The 15,119-nt window shown below is 68.1% G+C and carries 27 protein-coding genes and 1 pseudogene; all 28 read left to right on the forward strand.

All coding sequences use genetic code 11. The features are described from left to right. Positions 1–1,188 (forward strand): elongation factor Tu, encoded by a 1,188-nt coding sequence (gene tuf / locus M3N57_08465; protein MDP9022713.1) that lies wholly within the window; start codon positions 1–3, stop codon positions 1,186–1,188. Between the two features lie 168 nt (positions 1,189–1,356). Beyond that, complete coding sequence (gene rpsJ / locus M3N57_08470) at positions 1,357–1,665, forward strand: 30S ribosomal protein S10 (protein ID MDP9022714.1); 309 nt, start codon at positions 1,357–1,359, stop codon at positions 1,663–1,665. Positions 1,666–1,770: 105 nt separating this feature from the next. Continuing rightward, complete coding sequence (gene rplC, locus M3N57_08475) at positions 1,771–2,424, forward strand: 50S ribosomal protein L3 (GenBank protein MDP9022715.1); 654 nt, start codon at positions 1,771–1,773, stop codon at positions 2,422–2,424. Continuing rightward, on the forward strand, positions 2,421–3,131 hold the full coding sequence (gene rplD, locus M3N57_08480; protein MDP9022716.1) for a 50S ribosomal protein L4: 711 nt from the start codon (positions 2,421–2,423) through the stop codon (positions 3,129–3,131). The genes rplC and rplD overlap by 4 nt, the downstream gene beginning before the upstream one ends. After that, positions 3,128–3,418, forward strand: a complete 291-nt coding sequence (gene rplW, locus M3N57_08485; GenBank protein MDP9022717.1) for a 50S ribosomal protein L23 — start codon at positions 3,128–3,130, stop codon at positions 3,416–3,418. The genes rplD and rplW overlap by 4 nt, the downstream gene beginning before the upstream one ends. A 50-nt stretch (positions 3,419–3,468) precedes the next feature. Further along, complete coding sequence (gene rplB / locus M3N57_08490) at positions 3,469–4,299, forward strand: 50S ribosomal protein L2 (protein ID MDP9022718.1); 831 nt, start codon at positions 3,469–3,471, stop codon at positions 4,297–4,299. Positions 4,300–4,316: 17 nt separating this feature from the next. After that, positions 4,317–4,604 carry a 30S ribosomal protein S19 gene (rpsS, locus tag M3N57_08495; GenBank protein MDP9022719.1) on the forward strand — a complete coding sequence of 96 codons (288 nt, stop codon included), beginning with the start codon at positions 4,317–4,319 and terminating at the stop codon, positions 4,602–4,604. A 37-nt stretch (positions 4,605–4,641) separates the two neighbouring features. Next, on the forward strand, positions 4,642–5,010 hold the full coding sequence (gene rplV / locus M3N57_08500; GenBank protein MDP9022720.1) for a 50S ribosomal protein L22: 369 nt from the start codon (positions 4,642–4,644) through the stop codon (positions 5,008–5,010). Between the two features lie 31 nt (positions 5,011–5,041). Beyond that, a pseudogene (rpsC, locus tag M3N57_08505) lies at positions 5,042–5,944 on the forward strand (30S ribosomal protein S3). A gap of 275 nt (positions 5,945–6,219) precedes the next feature. Further along, positions 6,220–6,636, forward strand: coding sequence for a 50S ribosomal protein L16 (gene rplP / locus M3N57_08510; GenBank protein MDP9022721.1), 417 nt, complete (start codon positions 6,220–6,222; stop codon positions 6,634–6,636). 2 nt (positions 6,637–6,638) lie between these two features. Beyond that, on the forward strand, positions 6,639–6,854 hold the full coding sequence (gene rpmC / locus M3N57_08515) for a 50S ribosomal protein L29 (protein MDP9022722.1): 216 nt from the start codon (positions 6,639–6,641) through the stop codon (positions 6,852–6,854). Positions 6,855–6,859: 5 nt separating this feature from the next. After that, positions 6,860–7,138, forward strand: a complete 279-nt coding sequence (gene rpsQ / locus M3N57_08520) for a 30S ribosomal protein S17 (protein ID MDP9022723.1) — start codon at positions 6,860–6,862, stop codon at positions 7,136–7,138. A 64-nt stretch (positions 7,139–7,202) separates the two neighbouring features. Next, entirely contained in the window at positions 7,203–7,571 is a 369-nt protein-coding gene (rplN, locus tag M3N57_08525) for a 50S ribosomal protein L14 (protein ID MDP9022724.1), read from the forward strand. Continuing rightward, a complete protein-coding gene (gene rplX, locus M3N57_08530; GenBank protein MDP9022725.1) occupies positions 7,571–7,900 on the forward strand; it encodes a 50S ribosomal protein L24 in 330 nt (109 codons plus the stop codon). The genes rplN and rplX overlap by 1 nt, the downstream gene beginning before the upstream one ends. 13 nt (positions 7,901–7,913) lie before the next feature. Further along, positions 7,914–8,486, forward strand: a complete 573-nt coding sequence (gene rplE, locus M3N57_08535; GenBank protein MDP9022726.1) for a 50S ribosomal protein L5 — start codon at positions 7,914–7,916, stop codon at positions 8,484–8,486. Between the two features lie 75 nt (positions 8,487–8,561). Then, complete coding sequence (locus tag M3N57_08540) at positions 8,562–8,747, forward strand: type Z 30S ribosomal protein S14 (protein MDP9022727.1); 186 nt, start codon at positions 8,562–8,564, stop codon at positions 8,745–8,747. Between the two features lie 57 nt (positions 8,748–8,804). Next, entirely contained in the window at positions 8,805–9,203 is a 399-nt protein-coding gene (gene rpsH, locus M3N57_08545) for a 30S ribosomal protein S8 (protein MDP9022728.1), read from the forward strand. Between the two features lie 12 nt (positions 9,204–9,215). Then, positions 9,216–9,758: a 50S ribosomal protein L6 gene (gene rplF / locus M3N57_08550; protein MDP9022729.1), complete on the forward strand. Its 543-nt coding sequence runs from the start codon at positions 9,216–9,218 to the stop codon at positions 9,756–9,758. Positions 9,759–9,772: 14 nt separating this feature from the next. Next, complete coding sequence (gene rplR / locus M3N57_08555) at positions 9,773–10,135, forward strand: 50S ribosomal protein L18 (protein MDP9022730.1); 363 nt, start codon at positions 9,773–9,775, stop codon at positions 10,133–10,135. A gap of 47 nt (positions 10,136–10,182) precedes the next feature. Continuing rightward, positions 10,183–10,740 (forward strand): 30S ribosomal protein S5, encoded by a 558-nt coding sequence (rpsE, locus tag M3N57_08560; GenBank protein MDP9022731.1) that lies wholly within the window; start codon positions 10,183–10,185, stop codon positions 10,738–10,740. A gap of 22 nt (positions 10,741–10,762) precedes the next feature. Continuing rightward, positions 10,763–10,969, forward strand: coding sequence for a 50S ribosomal protein L30 (gene rpmD, locus M3N57_08565; protein MDP9022732.1), 207 nt, complete (start codon positions 10,763–10,765; stop codon positions 10,967–10,969). Further along, positions 10,966–11,418: a 50S ribosomal protein L15 gene (gene rplO / locus M3N57_08570; GenBank protein MDP9022733.1), complete on the forward strand. Its 453-nt coding sequence runs from the start codon at positions 10,966–10,968 to the stop codon at positions 11,416–11,418. Before rpmD ends, rplO begins: the two co-directional genes overlap by 4 nt. Positions 11,419–11,475: 57 nt before the next feature. Continuing rightward, on the forward strand, positions 11,476–12,756 hold the full coding sequence (secY, locus tag M3N57_08575; protein MDP9022734.1) for a preprotein translocase subunit SecY: 1,281 nt from the start codon (positions 11,476–11,478) through the stop codon (positions 12,754–12,756). Between the two features lie 26 nt (positions 12,757–12,782). Next, the gene (locus M3N57_08580) at positions 12,783–13,451 is read left to right on the forward strand and encodes an adenylate kinase (protein MDP9022735.1); all 669 of its coding nucleotides are present in this window, start codon (positions 12,783–12,785) and stop codon (positions 13,449–13,451) included. After that, positions 13,448–14,251: a type I methionyl aminopeptidase gene (gene map, locus M3N57_08585; protein ID MDP9022736.1), complete on the forward strand. Its 804-nt coding sequence runs from the start codon at positions 13,448–13,450 to the stop codon at positions 14,249–14,251. Before M3N57_08580 ends, map begins: the two co-directional genes overlap by 4 nt. 111 nt (positions 14,252–14,362) lie before the next feature. Beyond that, positions 14,363–14,584: a translation initiation factor IF-1 gene (gene infA / locus M3N57_08590; GenBank protein MDP9022737.1), complete on the forward strand. Its 222-nt coding sequence runs from the start codon at positions 14,363–14,365 to the stop codon at positions 14,582–14,584. 38 nt (positions 14,585–14,622) lie between these two features. Continuing rightward, a complete protein-coding gene (gene rpmJ, locus M3N57_08595; GenBank protein ID MDP9022738.1) occupies positions 14,623–14,736 on the forward strand; it encodes a 50S ribosomal protein L36 in 114 nt (37 codons plus the stop codon). A gap of 16 nt (positions 14,737–14,752) precedes the next feature. Continuing rightward, a partial coding sequence (gene rpsM, locus M3N57_08600; GenBank protein ID MDP9022739.1) for a 30S ribosomal protein S13 occupies positions 14,753–15,119 on the forward strand: 367 nt, incomplete at its 3' end.

The raw sequence follows: 15,119 nt of genomic DNA on the forward strand, positions 1-15,119 counted from the left end.
ATGGCCAAGGAGAAGTTCGCGCGGACGAAGCCGCATCTGAACATCGGCACGATCGGGCATATCGATCATGGGAAGACGACGTTGACGGCGGCGATCACGAACGTGTTGCACAAGCAGAACCCGAACGTGCAGTTCACGCCGTTCGATCAGATCGATAAGGCGCCTGAGGAGCGTGAGCGGGGGATCACGATCTCGGTGTCGCATGTGGAGTACGAGACGGACAACCGTCACTACGCGCATGTGGATTGTCCGGGGCATGCGGATTACGTCAAGAACATGATCACGGGTGCGGCACAGATGGATGGGGCGGTCTTGGTGGTGTCGGCGGTGGATGGGCCGATGCCTCAGACGCGTGAGCACGTGTTGTTGGCGCGTCAGGTGGGGGTGCCGAAGATCGTGGTGTTCTTGAACAAGGTCGATCTGGTGGATGATGAGGAGTTGTTGGAGCTGGTGGAGTTGGAGGTGCGTGAGCTGCTGAGCCAGTACGAGTTCCCGGGGGATGATCTGCCGGTGGTGCGCGGGTCGGCGTTGCGTGCTTTGGAGGGCGATGAGGCGTGGGAGGCGGGCATCGTCGAGTTGATGCAGGCGTGTGACACGTACTTCGAGGAGCCGCAGCGGGATCTGGACAAGCCGTTCTTGATGCCGATCGAGGATGTGTTCTCGATCACGGGGCGTGGGACGGTGGTGACGGGTCGCATCGAGCAGGGTGTGGTCACGGTGGGTGACACGGTGGAGATCGTGGGGATCCGTCCGACGTCGTCGACGACGGTGACCGGGGTGGAGATGTTCCGCAAGCTGCTTGATCAGGGTCAGGCGGGCGACAACGTGGGGGTGTTGTTGCGCGGGACGAAGAAGGACGATGTGGAGCGTGGTCAGGTGTTGGCTCAGCCGGGGTCGATCACGCCGCACACGGAGTTCGAGGCGCAGGTGTACATCTTGTCCAAGGAGGAGGGGGGTCGTCACACGCCGTTCTTCACCGGGTACCGGCCGCAGTTCTACTTCCGGACCACGGATGTGACCGGTGAGGCGCGTCTGCCTGAGGGGGTGGAGATGGTGATGCCGGGTGACAACACCCAGATGACGGTGGAGTTGATCTCGCCGATCGCGATGGATGAGGGGCTGCGGTTCGCCATCCGCGAGGGTGGCCGCACCGTGGGCGCCGGGAGGGTCACCAAGATCATCAAATGAGCTGCGGTGGTGTCCGCCCGGGGCTCAAGCCCTGAGCGCCTCTGGGTGTCGCCCTCGGGCTCCGCGAAGACCAGTCGCCCTACGGGCGACACCAGAAGGCCGACACCCAGAAGGCAGTGACGACCGCGGCCCGCCCAGGACGGCGAACCGCAGGAGAGAAGAAGACAGATGGCAGAGCAGAAGATCAGGATCCGGCTGAAGGCCTACGACCACGAGGTCCTCGACCGTTCCGCGCGCGAGATCGTCGACACCGTCGAGGCGACCGGTGCCCACGTCACCGGGCCGGTTCCGCTGCCGACCGAGCGCAACGTGTGGTGCGTGATCCGGTCGCCCCACAAGTACAAGGACTCGCGTGAGCACTTCGAGATGCGCACCCACAAGCGGCTGATCGACATCCACATGCCAACCCAGAAGACGATCGACAAGCTCATGGGCCTGTCGCTGCCGACGGGTGTCGACATCGAGATCAAGTTGTAGCTCGGTGGCTGCCGGTGTGCCCTCCACCCCGTTCAAGACCAGTCGGGCACATCGAGACCCACCTGTCTACCGCAGACGTTGACGAGAGTAGGAAGAGAGCGAGACATGGCATCGAGAGGGATCTTGGGCAGCAAGCTCGGGATGACCCAGGTCTTCGACGATGACGGCCGGGTGATCCCCGTGACGGTCATCCAGGCTGGTCCGTGCACGGTGACGCAGGTCAAGACGGTCGAGACTGACGGCTACAACGCCCTGCAGCTGGCGTACGGCACACGCCGCAAGGTGAACAAGCCACTCGCCGGCCACCTGGCCAAGGCCGGCGCCGAGCGCGCACGCACCATCGCCGAGGTCCGGTTGGACGCCGCGCCGGACACCGAGCTCGGCGCCACGGTGACGTGTGACGTGTTCGCCGCCGGCGACCTGGTCGACGTCAGCGGTCGCGGCAAGGGCAAGGGCTTCGCCGGCGTGATGAAGCGCCACAACTTCGCTGGGATGGGTGATGGCCACGGCGTCAAGAAGAAGAACCGCCACCCTGGCGCGATCGGAGCCTGCGCGACCCCAGCGCGCACGTTCCCTGGCCAGCGCATGGCGGGCCGGACGGGGAACCAGCGGGTGACGATCCAGAGCCTGGAAGTCGCCGACGTCGACCCTGCCCGCAACCTGCTCCTGGTCAAGGGAGCCGTGCCCGGCCCGAACGGGTCCGTGGTCCTGATCCAGGACGCGGTGAAGGCGCCGGCGCGGACTGGAGCTGAGCGATGACCGGACAACCGCGCGGACCGTCGCTGACGGTCGACGTCAAGGACCTGTCGGGCGAGACCGTCGGCACAGCCGAGCTCCCCGCGCAGTGGTTCGGCGGCCAGGTCAACGTGCCACTGATGCACCAGGTCGTCACCGCCCAGCTGGCCAACGCCCGCCAGGACTCAGCCAGGACCAAGACCCGTGGCGAGGTCCGTGGCGGTGGCCGCAAGCCGTGGCGCCAGAAGGGCACCGGGCGGGCGCGGCACGGCTCCATCCGCTCCCCGCAGTGGGTCGGAGGCGGCGTCGCGCACGGCCGTACGGCCGACGAGAACCACAGCCAGCGCATCAACAAGAAGATGAAGCGCGTGGCGTTGAGCTCGGCCCTGACCGACCGCGCCATCGGCGGGGACGTCACGGTCGTCCGTGGCCTGACGATCGATCAGCCGCGCACCAAAGAGGCGGTCGCGGCGCTGACCAGCTGGGGCCTCGACGACCGCAAGGTCCTGGTGGTGCTCGGCACGCTGCACCTGCCGACCTTCAAGTCCTTCCGTAACCTGCCAGATGTCCACGTCCTCACGGTCGATCAGCTCAACACGTTCGACGTGCTCAAGAGCGACGTGGTCGTGTTCGAGGAGGCGGCGCTGCCGCTGATCGCGACCGGTCGGCGCACCGACACCGCGGCACCCGCCGCGCCCGACACCGGCGGGGCCGAGGAGGTCACGGCGTGAAGGACCACCGTGACGTCATCATCCGGCCGGTTGTCTCCGAGAAGAGCTACGGCCTGCTGGATGACAACAAGTATACCTTCGTCGTCCACCCGTCGGCGAACAAGACCGAGATAAAGGTCGCCGTCGAGAAGATCTTCCGCGTCAAGGTCGTCAGCGTCAACACCCTCAACCGGCGCGGCAAGCGCAAACGCCGGGGATGGACCTGGGGTAAGCGCCCCGACGTCAAGCGGGCGATCGTGACCCTGGCGCCCGGTGACGAGATCGAGATCTTCGACGCCGGCGTGTGACGAACAGGCGGGTGCCGCACGACGCGGTGTACGCACCGAGGAGCAGATGAATGCCGAACCGTAAGTACAAGCCGACGACGAACGCCCGCCGGGGCATGTCGGTGTCCGACTTCGGCTCCATCACCGAGACCGAGCCGGAGAAGTCCCTCCTGCGTCCACTGCCCCGGACGTCGGGGCGGAACGTCCACGGCCGCATCACGAGCCGCCATCGCGGCGGGCGTCACAAGCGCCAGTACCGCTTGATCGATTTCCGCCGGGACAAGGACGGTGTCCCCGCGACCGTGGCCACGATCGAGTACGACCCCAACCGGTCCGCGCGGATCGCGCTGCTGCACTACCACGATGGCGAGAAGCGCTACATCCTCGCGCCCAAGGGGCTGGTCCCCGGGATGCGGATCGAGTCGGGGGAGGGAGCCGACGTCCAACCTGGCAACGCGATGCCGCTGCGCAGCATCCCCCTAGGGACCACCGTCCACGCCGTGGAGCTGCGCCCCGGCGGCGGCGCGAAGCTCGGACGCTCGGCGGGGACCCAGATCCAGCTGTTGGCCAAGGAGGGGCGTAACGCCGCCCTGCGGCTGCCGTCGGGTGAGATCCGCCTGGTGGACAGCCGCTGCCGCGCGACCGTGGGGACCGTCGGGAACGAGGAGCACGAGCTGGTCAGCGCCGGCAAAGCCGGCCGGTCGCGCTGGAAGGGCCGCCGCCCGCAGACCCGCGGAGTGGCGATGAACCCGGTGGACCACCCGCTCGGCGGCGGTGAGGGCAAGTCGTCGGGCGGCCGGCACCCGACCGACCCGTGGGGCAACCCCCAGCGACGGACCCGCAAGAAGGGCAAGGCGTCCGACAAGCAGATCATCCGCCGCCGCGGCGGCCGGCGCCGCTAGAGGAGGCTCCAGACACCATGCCACGCAGCCTGAAGAAGGGACCGTTCGTCGACGACCACCTGATGAAGAAGGTGGACGAGATGAACGCCAGAGGTGACAAACGCGTGATCAAGACCTGGTCACGCCGCTCGACGATCTTCCCCGAGATGGTCGGACACACCATCGCGGTCCACGACGGCCGCAAGCACGTGCCGGTCTACATCTCGGAGAACATGGTCGGCCACAAACTCGGCGAGTTCGCTCCGACCCGCGTGATCAAGTGGAGGGGCGCCGGCGAGAAGTCGGCACAGACCCGTCGGCGGTGACCCCGGCGACGCCCGGCGGAGAGGATGACAGCGACCCATGGCACAGACCAAGGCGACGGCGAAGTACGTGCGTGTCTCGCCGACCAAGGTCCGGCAGCTGACGGACCTGGTCAAGGGCGAGCACGTCGAGGAGGCACGCCGTATCCTGGACTTCTCCGGGAAGGGCGCTGCCAGGCCCCTGCGGAAGGTTCTGGACTCCGCGATCGCCAACGCGGAGAACAACGACGGCCTCGACCCCGACGAGCTGTGGGTCATCAACGCCTACGCCGACGACGGACCGACCTTGCGACGCTGGCAACCGCGGGCCCTGGGACGCGCGTACCGCATCCGCAAGCGGACGAGTCACATCACGGTCGTCGTGGGCACGCGCGAGCCCGCCCGGCCGGCGGCCGCACCACAGGACTGAACGCGCCCCGGACCACGAAGGAGAACTGAGAGTGGGACAGAAGGTACACCCGTACGGGTTCCGGCTCGGTGTCACGACCGACTGGAGATCCAAGTGGTTCGCGGACAAGAAGTACGCGGACTACCTGCACGAGGACGCCCGGATCCGTGAGTACATCAAGGAGCGGGTGCGGCATGCCGGGATCTCGCGGGTGGAGATCGTCCGGACCGACGACCGGGTCGACATCAACGTCCACGCGGCCCGGCCGGGGATCGTGATCGGGCGCCGGGGTAGCGAGGCCGACGCGATCCGTGGCGCGCTGGAGAAGATGACCGGCAAGCAGATCAAGCTGAACATCCTCGAGATCAAGAACCCCGAGCTCGACGCGCAGGTGCTGGCCTTCAACACCGCCGAGCAGCTCCGCGGTCGGGTGTCGTTCCGGCGTGCGATGCGCCGCGCGGTGCAGTCGGCGCAGAAGGCGGGCGCCCAAGGGGTTCGCGTGCAGGTGGCGGGCCGGCTCGGTGGCTCCGAGATGAGCCGGTCGGAGTGGTACCGCGAGGGCCGGGTGCCGCTGCACACGCTACGTGCCGTGGTGGACTACGGCTTCGACGAGGCCCGCACGACCTACGGGCGCATCGGCGTGAAGGTGTGGATCTACAAGGGCGACCAGCTGCCGTCGGCCGAGGACATCGAGACCCAGCGCGCCATGCAGCGTGCCAAGGCAGCGGCCGAGGGACGCCCCACCGACGACCGCCCCAGCCGCCGCAAGGCCGCCCGCAAGGCCGCCCGCGCTGCCGCTCGGGCCGCTGGTCTCGGCGACGAGCAGGCCGAACGGCGGGAGCACGCCCAGACGACGTCGCCGGCGTCTCCACCCGATGAGGGGACCGCCGAGCAGGTGGCGAAGGAGACGCCTGCCGTCCCCACGCCCGAGCAGCAGGACACCGCCACGCCGGCTCCTGACGTGACGGCCGGGCACCGTGGCGGAGGGCAGGCCGCGGAGCCTCACGCCGTGACCGTCGACGAGCGCGGCAAGACCGCCAGGCACGACGTCGAGGAGGCCACGACCGACGCCGCGCCAGCGCAATCCGGCCCGATGTCGGTCGCCGACGTGGCGCCTGACGCGGCGCCGGAGCCGTCCGTGGAGGACACCGAGTTCGTCGAGACGAAACCGCACCGCGGGTCCACCGACGAACCCGAGGACCCGTCGAAGAGCGAAGGGGAGGGTGGCTGATGCTCTCGCCGAAGCGTGTCAAGCACCGGAAGCAGCACCGCCCCAAGCCGCTACGCGGGCTGGCGACGGGACACACCGAGGTCCACGTCGGCGACTACGGCTTGAAGGCCACGACCCACGGGTGGATCACCGCCCGCCAGATCGAGGCGGCACGTGTGGCGATGACCCGCGCGATCCGCCGCGGAGGGAAGGTCCGGATCACGATCTTCCCCGACCGTCCGGTGACCAAGAAGCCGCTCGAGACCCGCATGGGTTCCGGGAAGGGCTCGCCTGATCACTGGATCGCCGCTGTCCGTCCGGGTCGGGTGATGTTCGAGCTGTCGGGCGTGTCTGAGGAGCTGGCGCGCGAGGCCATGCGCCGCGCCAGCCACAAGCTGCCCGTCCAGACCAAGTTCGTGACGCGCGAGGAGATCTGACCGTGGACGCCACCGAACTGCGCGAGCTCCCCGAGGCTGAGCTGCGACAGCACCTGACCGAGCACAAGGACGAGCTGTTCAACCTACGTTTCCAGCACGTCACCGGTCAGCTGGACAACCCGCGCCGCCTCGAGCAGGTCAAGCGCGAGATCGCCCGCTGCCTGACCGTGCTCCGCGAGCGCGAGCTCGCCGCCGACGCCGCCGAAACGCCGAGGTGACCGACGTGAGCGACACCACAACAGCCGTTTCCGGCCGCGCCCGCCGCAAGGAACGGACCGGGTTGGTGGTCAGCGACGCCGCCGACAAGACCATCGTCGTCAGCGTCGACCGGCGAACCACCCATCCGCTGTACGGCAAGACGATGCAGCGCTCGACGACGTACCACGCCCACGACGAGCGCAACGACGCAGCCATCGGCGACCGTGTCCGGATCGTGGAGACCCGGCCCCTGAGCAAGACGAAACGTTGGAGGCTGGCGGAGATCGTCGAGCGGGCGAAGTAGCCGCTCGACCGGTGCCGTCGGTGGACCGCCCGATGACAGACCCGGTGACAGAAATGACCCAGAGATGATCCAGCAAGAGTCGCGCCTGCGCGTGGCCGACAACAGCGGTGCCCGCGAGGTGCTCTGCATCCGCGTCCTCGGAGGCTCAGGCCGGCGCTACGCGTCGATCGGTGACACGTTTATCGCCACGGTCAAGGACGCGATCCCGGCTTCCAACGTCCGCAAGGGCGACGTCGTCCGGTGCGTCGTGGTGCGCACCCAGAAGGAGAAGCGTCGTCCCGACGGGTCCTACATCAGGTTCGACGAGAACGCCTGCGTCGTGATCCGTCCTGACGGGACCCCCCGCGGCACGCGCATCTTCGGGCCGGTCGGCCGGGAGCTGCGAGATCATCGGTTCATGCGGATCGTGTCGCTCGCCCCGGAGGTGCTGTGATGCAACGTGTGCGCAAGGACGACCGCGTCCGGGTGATCGCCGGGAAGGACCGCGGGAAGGAGGGGCGGGTCATCCGCGTCCTGCACGATCGCGACCGGGTGCTGGTCGAGGGCGTCAACTTCGTGAGGAAGCACCAGCGTCTGCAGCAGACCGCACGCGGAGCGCAGGAAGGCGGCATCATCGAGACGGAAGCACCGGTCCACATCTCCAACGTGCAGCCGGTGTGCCCGTCGTGCGGGGAGGCGACCCGGGTCGGGTTCGCCCTGGCCGACGATGGCGAGCGACGCAGCAAGGCTCGCGTCTGTCGGCGTTGCGGCGGAACCTTCTAGACGAGGACCGATCATGACCACCACCACCGAGCGGTACGTCCCGCGGTTCAAGCGGCGGTACCACGACGAGATCATCCCTGCCGTGATGGAGCGGCTCGACCTCACCAACGTGATGGCCGTGCCCAGGCTCGAGAAGATCGTCGTCAACGTGGGGCTCGGGGAAGCCATCAACGACGCCAAGGCGCTGGAGGGCGCGATCAACGATCTGTCGGCGATCACTGGCCAGCGGCCGAAGGTGAACCGGGCGCGCAAGTCCATCGCCGGCTTCAAGCTGCGTGCCGGCATGGCGATCGGCGCGAAGGTGACGCTGCGCGGAGACCGGATGTGGGAGTTCGCCGAGAGGCTGCTGACGATCGCGCTGCCGCGGGTCCGGGACTTCCGCGGGCTGAACCCGCGTTCGTTCGACGGACGGGGTAACTACACGTTCGGCGTGACCGAGCAGCTGATCTTCCCCGAGATCGACTACGACGACATCGACGCGGTACGCGGGATGGACATCACGTTCGTGACGACCGCGGATACGGACGAGGCCGGCCGCGCGCTGCTCGAGGAGCTCGGCGTGCCGTTCGCCCGGCCCGCGACTTGAGCACGGACGAACCAGTGGGCAGCCGACCCGGAAGGCTGTCGGCCAACGAGCAAGACCGACCGACGAGGAACGACCATGGCGAAGAAGTCGCTGATCGCGAAGGCGAAGCGCGAACCGAAGTTCTCGACACAGGAGAACACCCGGTGCGCCCGCTGCGGACGCTCACGGGCGGTGTTCCGTCACTTCATGCTGTGCCGGATCTGCTTCCGCGAGATGGCACACCGCGGTGAGCTGCCGGGGATCCGCAAGGCCAGCTGGTAGCCGGTCTTCGACCGGCGGGTTCACTGGCGCTCCCGACCACCTGCAGGAGATGCAACCGTGACGATGACCGATCCGGTCGCGGACATGCTCACGCGTCTGAGGAACGCCTCCATGGCGTACCATGACCAGGCCAGCATGCCGTCGTCCAAGATGAGGGCGTCGATCGCCGAGATCCTCGAACAAGAGGGCTACATCTCCGGCTACGAGGTCGAGCCGACCAAGCCCCAGCCCACCCTCCACGTGCGGATGAAGTACGGACCCGACCGCGAGCGGGTGTTGACCGGGTTGCGGCGGATCAGCAAGCCCGGGCTGCGCGTGTACGTCAAGCGCCACGAGATACCCCGGGTCCTGGGCGGGCTCGGCATCGTGGTCCTGTCCACCAGCGCAGGGCTCATGAGCGACCGTGAGGCCCGGCGGCAAGGACGGGGCGGCGAGATCGTCGCCTACGTCTGGTAGAGGAGTCCCAGCATGTCCCGTGTCGGCAAGTACCCGGTGCCCGTCCCCGACGGCGTCACGGTCGACATCGCCGGTCGCACCGTGACGGTCCGCGGCCCCAAGGGCGAACTCGTCCGCGAGATGCCGTCCGGGGTGACGATCACCCGCGGCGACGACGGCGCCGTGATGGTGACCCGCACCAGCGAGGAGCGTGAGAGCCGAGAGCGCCACGGTCTGGTCCGTTCCTTGATCGCGAACATGGTCCAAGGCGTGACCGAGGGCTACTCGAAGACGCTCGAGTTGGTGGGAGTGGGCTACCGGGCCGCCGCGAGCGGCGCCAGCGTCGAGCTGCAGGTGGGGTTCAGCCATCCGGTCACCGTGGAGGCTCCCCAAGGCATCGAGTTGCAGGTCCCGACCCCGAACCGCGTCGTGGTGAGCGGCATCGACAAGGTTCTGGTCGGCCAGACCGCTGCGAACATCCGGGCGGTCCGCGAACCCGAGCCCTACAAGGGCAAGGGGATCCGGTACGAGGGCGAGCAGGTCCGTCGCAAGGCGGGGAAGGCCGCCGGTCGCTGAAGCAGGAGGCCACGATGGATACCAACGTCAAGCGTGCGGGGCGCCGCCGCCGCGCCGCCAGGATCGCCAAGCAGATCCGAGGCACGGCCGACAGGCCGCGCCTGTCGGTGTACCGCAGCAACAGCGCGATCTACGCGCAGGTCATCGACGACGACCGCGGCCACACACTGGTAGCCGCTTCGTCGCTCGAACCACAGGTGGGCGACGCCGACGCTGGCGGCAAGAGCGATGTGGCGCGACGCGTCGGCGAGGCCGTCGGCGAGCGCGCCAGGCAGGCTGGGGTCACGCGGGTCGTGTTCGACCGTGGCGGTTTCCGCTACGCCGGCCGGGTCAAGGCCCTGGCCGACGGCGCCCGCGAGGCGGGTCTGGACTTCTAGTTGACGACGAGCCCGGCTATGCAGGCCGGGCTGAGGAGCGATACGACATGGCACGTCCCAGCAGAGGTCGCGGCCGCGGCCGCGACGACGCCCGAGAGCAGTACGACGAACGCGTCGTGGACATCAACCGCGTGGCCAAGGTGGTGAAGGGAGGTCGGCGGTTCCAGTTCACCGCGCTCGTCGTCGTGGGCGACGGCAAGGGGACCGTCGGGGTTGGCCACGGCAAGGCACGGGAGGTGCAGTCGGCGATCCAGAAGGGCGTGGAGGAGGCGAAGAAGAACTTCTTCGAGGTCCCGATGGTCGGACGGACCATCGTTCATCCCATGGTCGGTCACGCGGGAGCCGGGAGGGTGCTGCTCAAGCCAGCGGCACCCGGGACCGGGGTGATCGCGGGTGGTCCCGTCCGTGCCGTGGTGGAGGCCGCGGGGATCTCTGACATCCTGGCGAAGTCGCTCGGGACGCAGAACCCGATCAACGTGATCCACGCCACGGTCGCTGCCCTGCAAGGTCAGAAGCGCCCCGAGGAGATCGCGCGGCTGCGTGACAAGCCGCTGGAAGAGGTCGCCCCCAAAGCGATGATCGAGACGCTCCGCGAGGGGGCGTGACGTGGCCGAGCCCACCGCCGCGCTGCGCATCACACAGATCCGTTCGCTGATCGGCCGGCCCAGGGGCCAGCGCGACACCGTGCGTTCACTCGGGCTGCGCCGCATCCGCCACACCGTGGTGCAGCCCGACCGTCCCGAGATCCGCGGGATGCTCCGCAAGGTCGCTCACCTCGTCGAGTTCGAGGTGGTGCAGGCCGAAGCCCGCGTAGACGACAAGGACAACTCATGAAGGTCCACCACCTCAAGCCCGCCGAGGGAGCGACGCGCGCCAAGCGGCGCGTCGGCCGCGGTGACCGCGGCAAGGGCGGGAAGACCGCAGGCCGGGGCACCAAAGGCACCGGCGCCCGTGGGACCGTCCCCGTCGGTTTCGAAGGCGGTCAGATGCCGTTGAAGCGCCGCCAGCCGAAGCTGCCCGGTTTCGGCACCCCGCGCAGCCGCGTCGAGTACGCGATCGTCAACGTCGCCAAGCTCGACGCTGCGTTCGCTGACGGTGACGAGGTCACCGCGGACACCCTCCGCGAGCGCGGACTGGTCGGCAAGAGCAAGCATCCGGTCAAGGTGCTGGGCCACGGCGAGCTGTCCACGCAGCTGACCGTGCGGGTCGATCGCGTATCGAGGTCAGCTCGCGACAAGATCACGGCCGCCGGTGGGTCCGTGGAGTCGCGCGCGAGCCGGTAGGCTCGCCAGTCCTCCCGGCCGCTTGGAAGTGGTCGGTCGCAGAACGGGCGGGATCGGATGCTCAGGGCCTTCATCAACGCCTTCAAGGCGCCGGACCTGCGGCGCAAGATCCTGTTCACCGTGGTGATCATCGGGATCTTCCGCTTGGGGTCCTGGATCCCGGTCCCGGGTGTGGATTTCGACCTCGTCCGCGCCGCGGCCGGTGACCAGTCGGGGCTGACGGCCCTGATCAACATGTTCTCCGGTGGGGCACTCACCCAGATGGCGGTGTTCGCGCTCGGGATCATGCCGTACATCACCGCGAGCATCATCATGCAGCTGCTGGCTGTGGTGATCCCTCGGCTCGAGCAGTGGCAGCGCGAGGGCGAGCAGGGACGCCGTAAGATCACCCAGTGGACGCGGTACGTCACGGTCGGGCTGGCACTGCTGCAGTCCAGCGGGCTAACCGTCCTGGCCCGCCAGTCCGGCCAGAACTCCCTCTTCGGTCAGAACGTCCTGCCGGACGCTGACGCCTGGACGATCGCGCTGATCGTCCTGACCCTGACCGCCGGCACGTCGTTCATCATGTGGCTCGGCGAGCTGATCACCCAGCGTGGGGTCGGCAACGGCATGTCGCTGCTGATCTACGTCTCGATCATCGCGGCGATGCCCGCCCAGGGCGGTAACGTCCTGGCGACCCGCGGCGGGTTCGTGTTCACCATGGTCATGGTCCTGGGGATCTTCCTCACGATCGCGATCGTGTTCATGGAGCAGGGCCAGCGACGCATCCCCGTTCAGTACGCGCGGCGGCAGGTCGGTCGGCGGGTCTACGGTGGCCAGAGCACCTACATCCCGCTGAAGGTCAACCAGGCAGGCGTCATCCCGATCATCTTCGCGTCGTCGATGATGTACCTCCCGACGCTGGCCGCGTCGATCACGGCGTGGCAGCCCATGGTCGAGTTCAACGATCGCTACCTCGCCAACCCCAGCAGCTTCGTGTACATCGGGGTGTTCGCCGCTCTCAACATGTTCTTCACCTACTTCTACACGGCGATCGCCTTCAACCCGGTTGAGGTCGCCGACAACATCAAGCGCTACGGGGGTTTCATCCCCGGCATCCGGCCGGGTCGCGCCACCGCCGAGTACCTGGACCGGGTGCTGAGCCGGATCACGCTCCCCGGCTCGCTGTACCTCACCACCGTCGCGGTGATCCCGTTCGCGGCGTTGGCGCTGGCCAACGTGACGTCGTTCCCGCTCGGAGGGATCTCGCTGCTGATCGTGGTCGGGGTGGCGCTCGAGACCATGAAGCAGATCGAGAGCCAGCTGCTGCAGCGCAACTACGAGGGCTTCCTGGCATGACCCAGGAGGTGGCGGAAGACGAAGCGTTGCGCGTCATCCTCCTCGGCCCGCCCGGGGCGGGGAAGGGAACTCAGGCCAGGCGTGTCGCCGAGGTCTACGGCATCCCGCACATCGCGACCGGTGACATCTTCCGCGCCCACGTGCGCAACGGCACCGAGCTGGGGCAGAAGGCCGAGCAGTACATGAGCTCCGGTGAGCTGGTGCCCGACGACCTGGTGATCGCCATGGTCCGCGACCGCCTCCAAGAGGACGACGCCGCCAACGGGTTCGTGCTGGACGGTTTCCCGCGGACCGTCCCCCAGGCGCAGGAGCTCGAGGGGCTCCTCGCCGATCTGCGACAGCCGTTGGATTGCGTGCTGCGGTTCTCGATCGACGAAGACGAGGTGGTGCGGCGCATCACGGGCCGGCGGGTGTGCGACGACTGTGGTCGCAACTACCACGTCGACTTCGATCCGCCGCCGGAGGACGACGCTTGTCCCTGCGGCGGACAGTTGGTGCACCGCGAGGATGATACGGAGGACGTCGTGCGGAACCGGCTCGACGTCTACCACCGCCAGACCGAGCCTTTGGAGTTCTTCTACTGGCAGCGCGGCCTGCTCCGCGACGTCGACGCGGTCGGGTCGGTACAGGACGTCCTCAAACGTGCGCTCGGGACCCTCGGCGAGTACGTCCCCCCGCCGGAAGACCACCCATGATCATCCGGAAGTCCGCCGACGACATCACCAAGATGGCCAAGGCCGGCCAGGTCGTTGCCCGCACCCTGGAACGGCTGATCGCCACGGTCGAGCCAGGCATGACCACGCTCGACCTCGACCGGGTCGCCGAGGACGTCATCCGCGGCCAAGGCGCGGTGCCGTCCTTCAAGGGGTACCGCGGCTTCCCGGCATCGCTGTGCACGTCGGTCAACCACGAGATCGTGCACGGCATCCCGTCCAAACAGGTGGTCCTGGCTGAAGGAGACCTGCTGTCGATCGACTGTGGTGCGATCGTGGACGGCTTCCACGGCGACTCGGCGATCACCATCCCGGTCGGCGGTGAGGAGAGCCTCAAACCGGAGCTCCGCGATCTGCTGACCACCACCCGTCGGGGGTTGTGGGCGGGGTTGCAGGAGGCCGTCCACGGGCGGCGACTCGGCGACATCGGCGCGGCCATCGAGGCGCATGCCGCCGAACACGGCTACGGCGTGGTTCGTGAGTACGTCGGGCATGGCATCGGCCGGTCGCTGCACGAGGACCCGGCGGTCCCCAACTACGGCAGCCCCGGGCGGGGCCTGCGGCTGTCGCGCGGGTGGGTCCTCGCGATCGAGCCGATGTTCAACCTCGGCGCTGCGCGGACCCGGACGCTGGAAGACGGCTGGACGGTGGTGACCGCCGACGGCCGCCCGTCCGTGCACTGGGAGCACACCGTGGCGATCACCGAGGACGGACCATGGGTGCTCACCGCGCGCCACGACGAGCCGGCACGGCCGTTGGACGAGCCTCTACCCGACTGGTAGCCTCAGCCCTAGGCCCGGCCTGACCGGGCCATACTCTCGTTCCGACCCGACCGCGTACTGACGTGTGCGGCCGCGTCGAGCCGCACGACCCACGACGTGAGGAACCCGGCTTTGGCGGAGAAGGAAGAGGCCATCCAGGTCGAGGGCACCGTCCTCGAACCGCTGCCGAACACCATGTTCCGCGTGGAGCTGGACAACGGGCACAAGGTGCTGGCCCACATCTCCGGGAAGATGCGGATGCACTACATCCGGATCCTCCCCGGCGACCGGGTGGTCGTCGAGCTCAGCCCCTACGACCTCACGCGTGGTCGCATCACCTACCGCTACAAGTAGCGGCCAGCCGGCGCGCCGGCCGTGAGAAGGACACGTCCGTGAAGGTTCACCCATCCGTGAAGCGGATCTGCGACAACTGCAAGATCATCCGCCGCAAGGGACGCGTGATGGTGATCTGCACCAACCCGCGCCACAAGCAACGCCAAGGCTGAGACGAAGGAGGACAGCGTGGCCCGTATCGCCGGTGTCGACCTTCCCCGCGACAAGCGGGTGACGGTCGCGCTCACCTACATCTACGGGGTCGGCGAGAGCACCGCCGAGGAGATCTGCGTGGCGGTCGGGTGCAACGGTGACACGCGCGTCCGTGACCTGACCGACGACGAGGTGCAGCGCATCCGGCTGTACATCGACAACAACCTCCGGGTGGAGGGCGACCTGCGGCGTGAGGTCGCCAACAACATCAAGCGGAAGATCGAGATCGGCAGCTACCAGGGCATCCGCCACCGTCTCGGTCTCCCGGTTCGCGGTCAGCGCACCCACACCAACGCCCGCACCCGCAAGGGTCCGCGCCGCGCTGTCGGCGGCATCCGCAAGC

The sequence above is a fragment of the Actinomycetota bacterium genome (genome assembly GCA_030776725.1).
Lineage (GTDB): Bacteria > Actinomycetota > Nitriliruptoria > Nitriliruptorales > JAHWKO01 > JAHWKW01.

Excerpts from the sequence above, each read along its gene's own strand:
- rpsJ (MDP9022714.1), top strand. The coding sequence starts at position 1,357 with ATGGCAGAGCAGAAGATCAGGATCCGGCTGAAGGCCTACGACCACGAG.
- map (MDP9022736.1), top strand. The coding sequence starts at position 13,448 with ATGATCATCCGGAAGTCCGCCGACGACATCACCAAGATGGCCAAGGCC.
- tuf (MDP9022713.1), top strand. The coding sequence starts at position 1 with ATGGCCAAGGAGAAGTTCGCGCGGACGAAGCCGCATCTGAACATCGGC.
- rplP (MDP9022721.1), top strand. The coding sequence starts at position 6,220 with ATGCTCTCGCCGAAGCGTGTCAAGCACCGGAAGCAGCACCGCCCCAAG.
- secY (MDP9022734.1), top strand. The coding sequence starts at position 11,476 with ATGCTCAGGGCCTTCATCAACGCCTTCAAGGCGCCGGACCTGCGGCGC.
- rplF (MDP9022729.1), top strand. The coding sequence starts at position 9,216 with ATGTCCCGTGTCGGCAAGTACCCGGTGCCCGTCCCCGACGGCGTCACG.
- rplD (MDP9022716.1), top strand. The coding sequence starts at position 2,421 with ATGACCGGACAACCGCGCGGACCGTCGCTGACGGTCGACGTCAAGGAC.
- rplV (MDP9022720.1), top strand. The coding sequence starts at position 4,642 with ATGGCACAGACCAAGGCGACGGCGAAGTACGTGCGTGTCTCGCCGACC.
- M3N57_08540 (MDP9022727.1), top strand. The coding sequence starts at position 8,562 with ATGGCGAAGAAGTCGCTGATCGCGAAGGCGAAGCGCGAACCGAAGTTC.
- rplR (MDP9022730.1), top strand. The coding sequence starts at position 9,773 with ATGGATACCAACGTCAAGCGTGCGGGGCGCCGCCGCCGCGCCGCCAGG.
- rpsE (MDP9022731.1), top strand. The coding sequence starts at position 10,183 with ATGGCACGTCCCAGCAGAGGTCGCGGCCGCGGCCGCGACGACGCCCGA.
- rplE (MDP9022726.1), top strand. The coding sequence starts at position 7,914 with ATGACCACCACCACCGAGCGGTACGTCCCGCGGTTCAAGCGGCGGTAC.
- rplC (MDP9022715.1), top strand. The coding sequence starts at position 1,771 with ATGGCATCGAGAGGGATCTTGGGCAGCAAGCTCGGGATGACCCAGGTC.
- rplN (MDP9022724.1), top strand. The coding sequence starts at position 7,203 with ATGATCCAGCAAGAGTCGCGCCTGCGCGTGGCCGACAACAGCGGTGCC.
- rplX (MDP9022725.1), top strand. The coding sequence starts at position 7,571 with ATGCAACGTGTGCGCAAGGACGACCGCGTCCGGGTGATCGCCGGGAAG.
- rplO (MDP9022733.1), top strand. The coding sequence starts at position 10,966 with ATGAAGGTCCACCACCTCAAGCCCGCCGAGGGAGCGACGCGCGCCAAG.
- rplB (MDP9022718.1), top strand. The coding sequence starts at position 3,469 with ATGCCGAACCGTAAGTACAAGCCGACGACGAACGCCCGCCGGGGCATG.
- rpsS (MDP9022719.1), top strand. The coding sequence starts at position 4,317 with ATGCCACGCAGCCTGAAGAAGGGACCGTTCGTCGACGACCACCTGATG.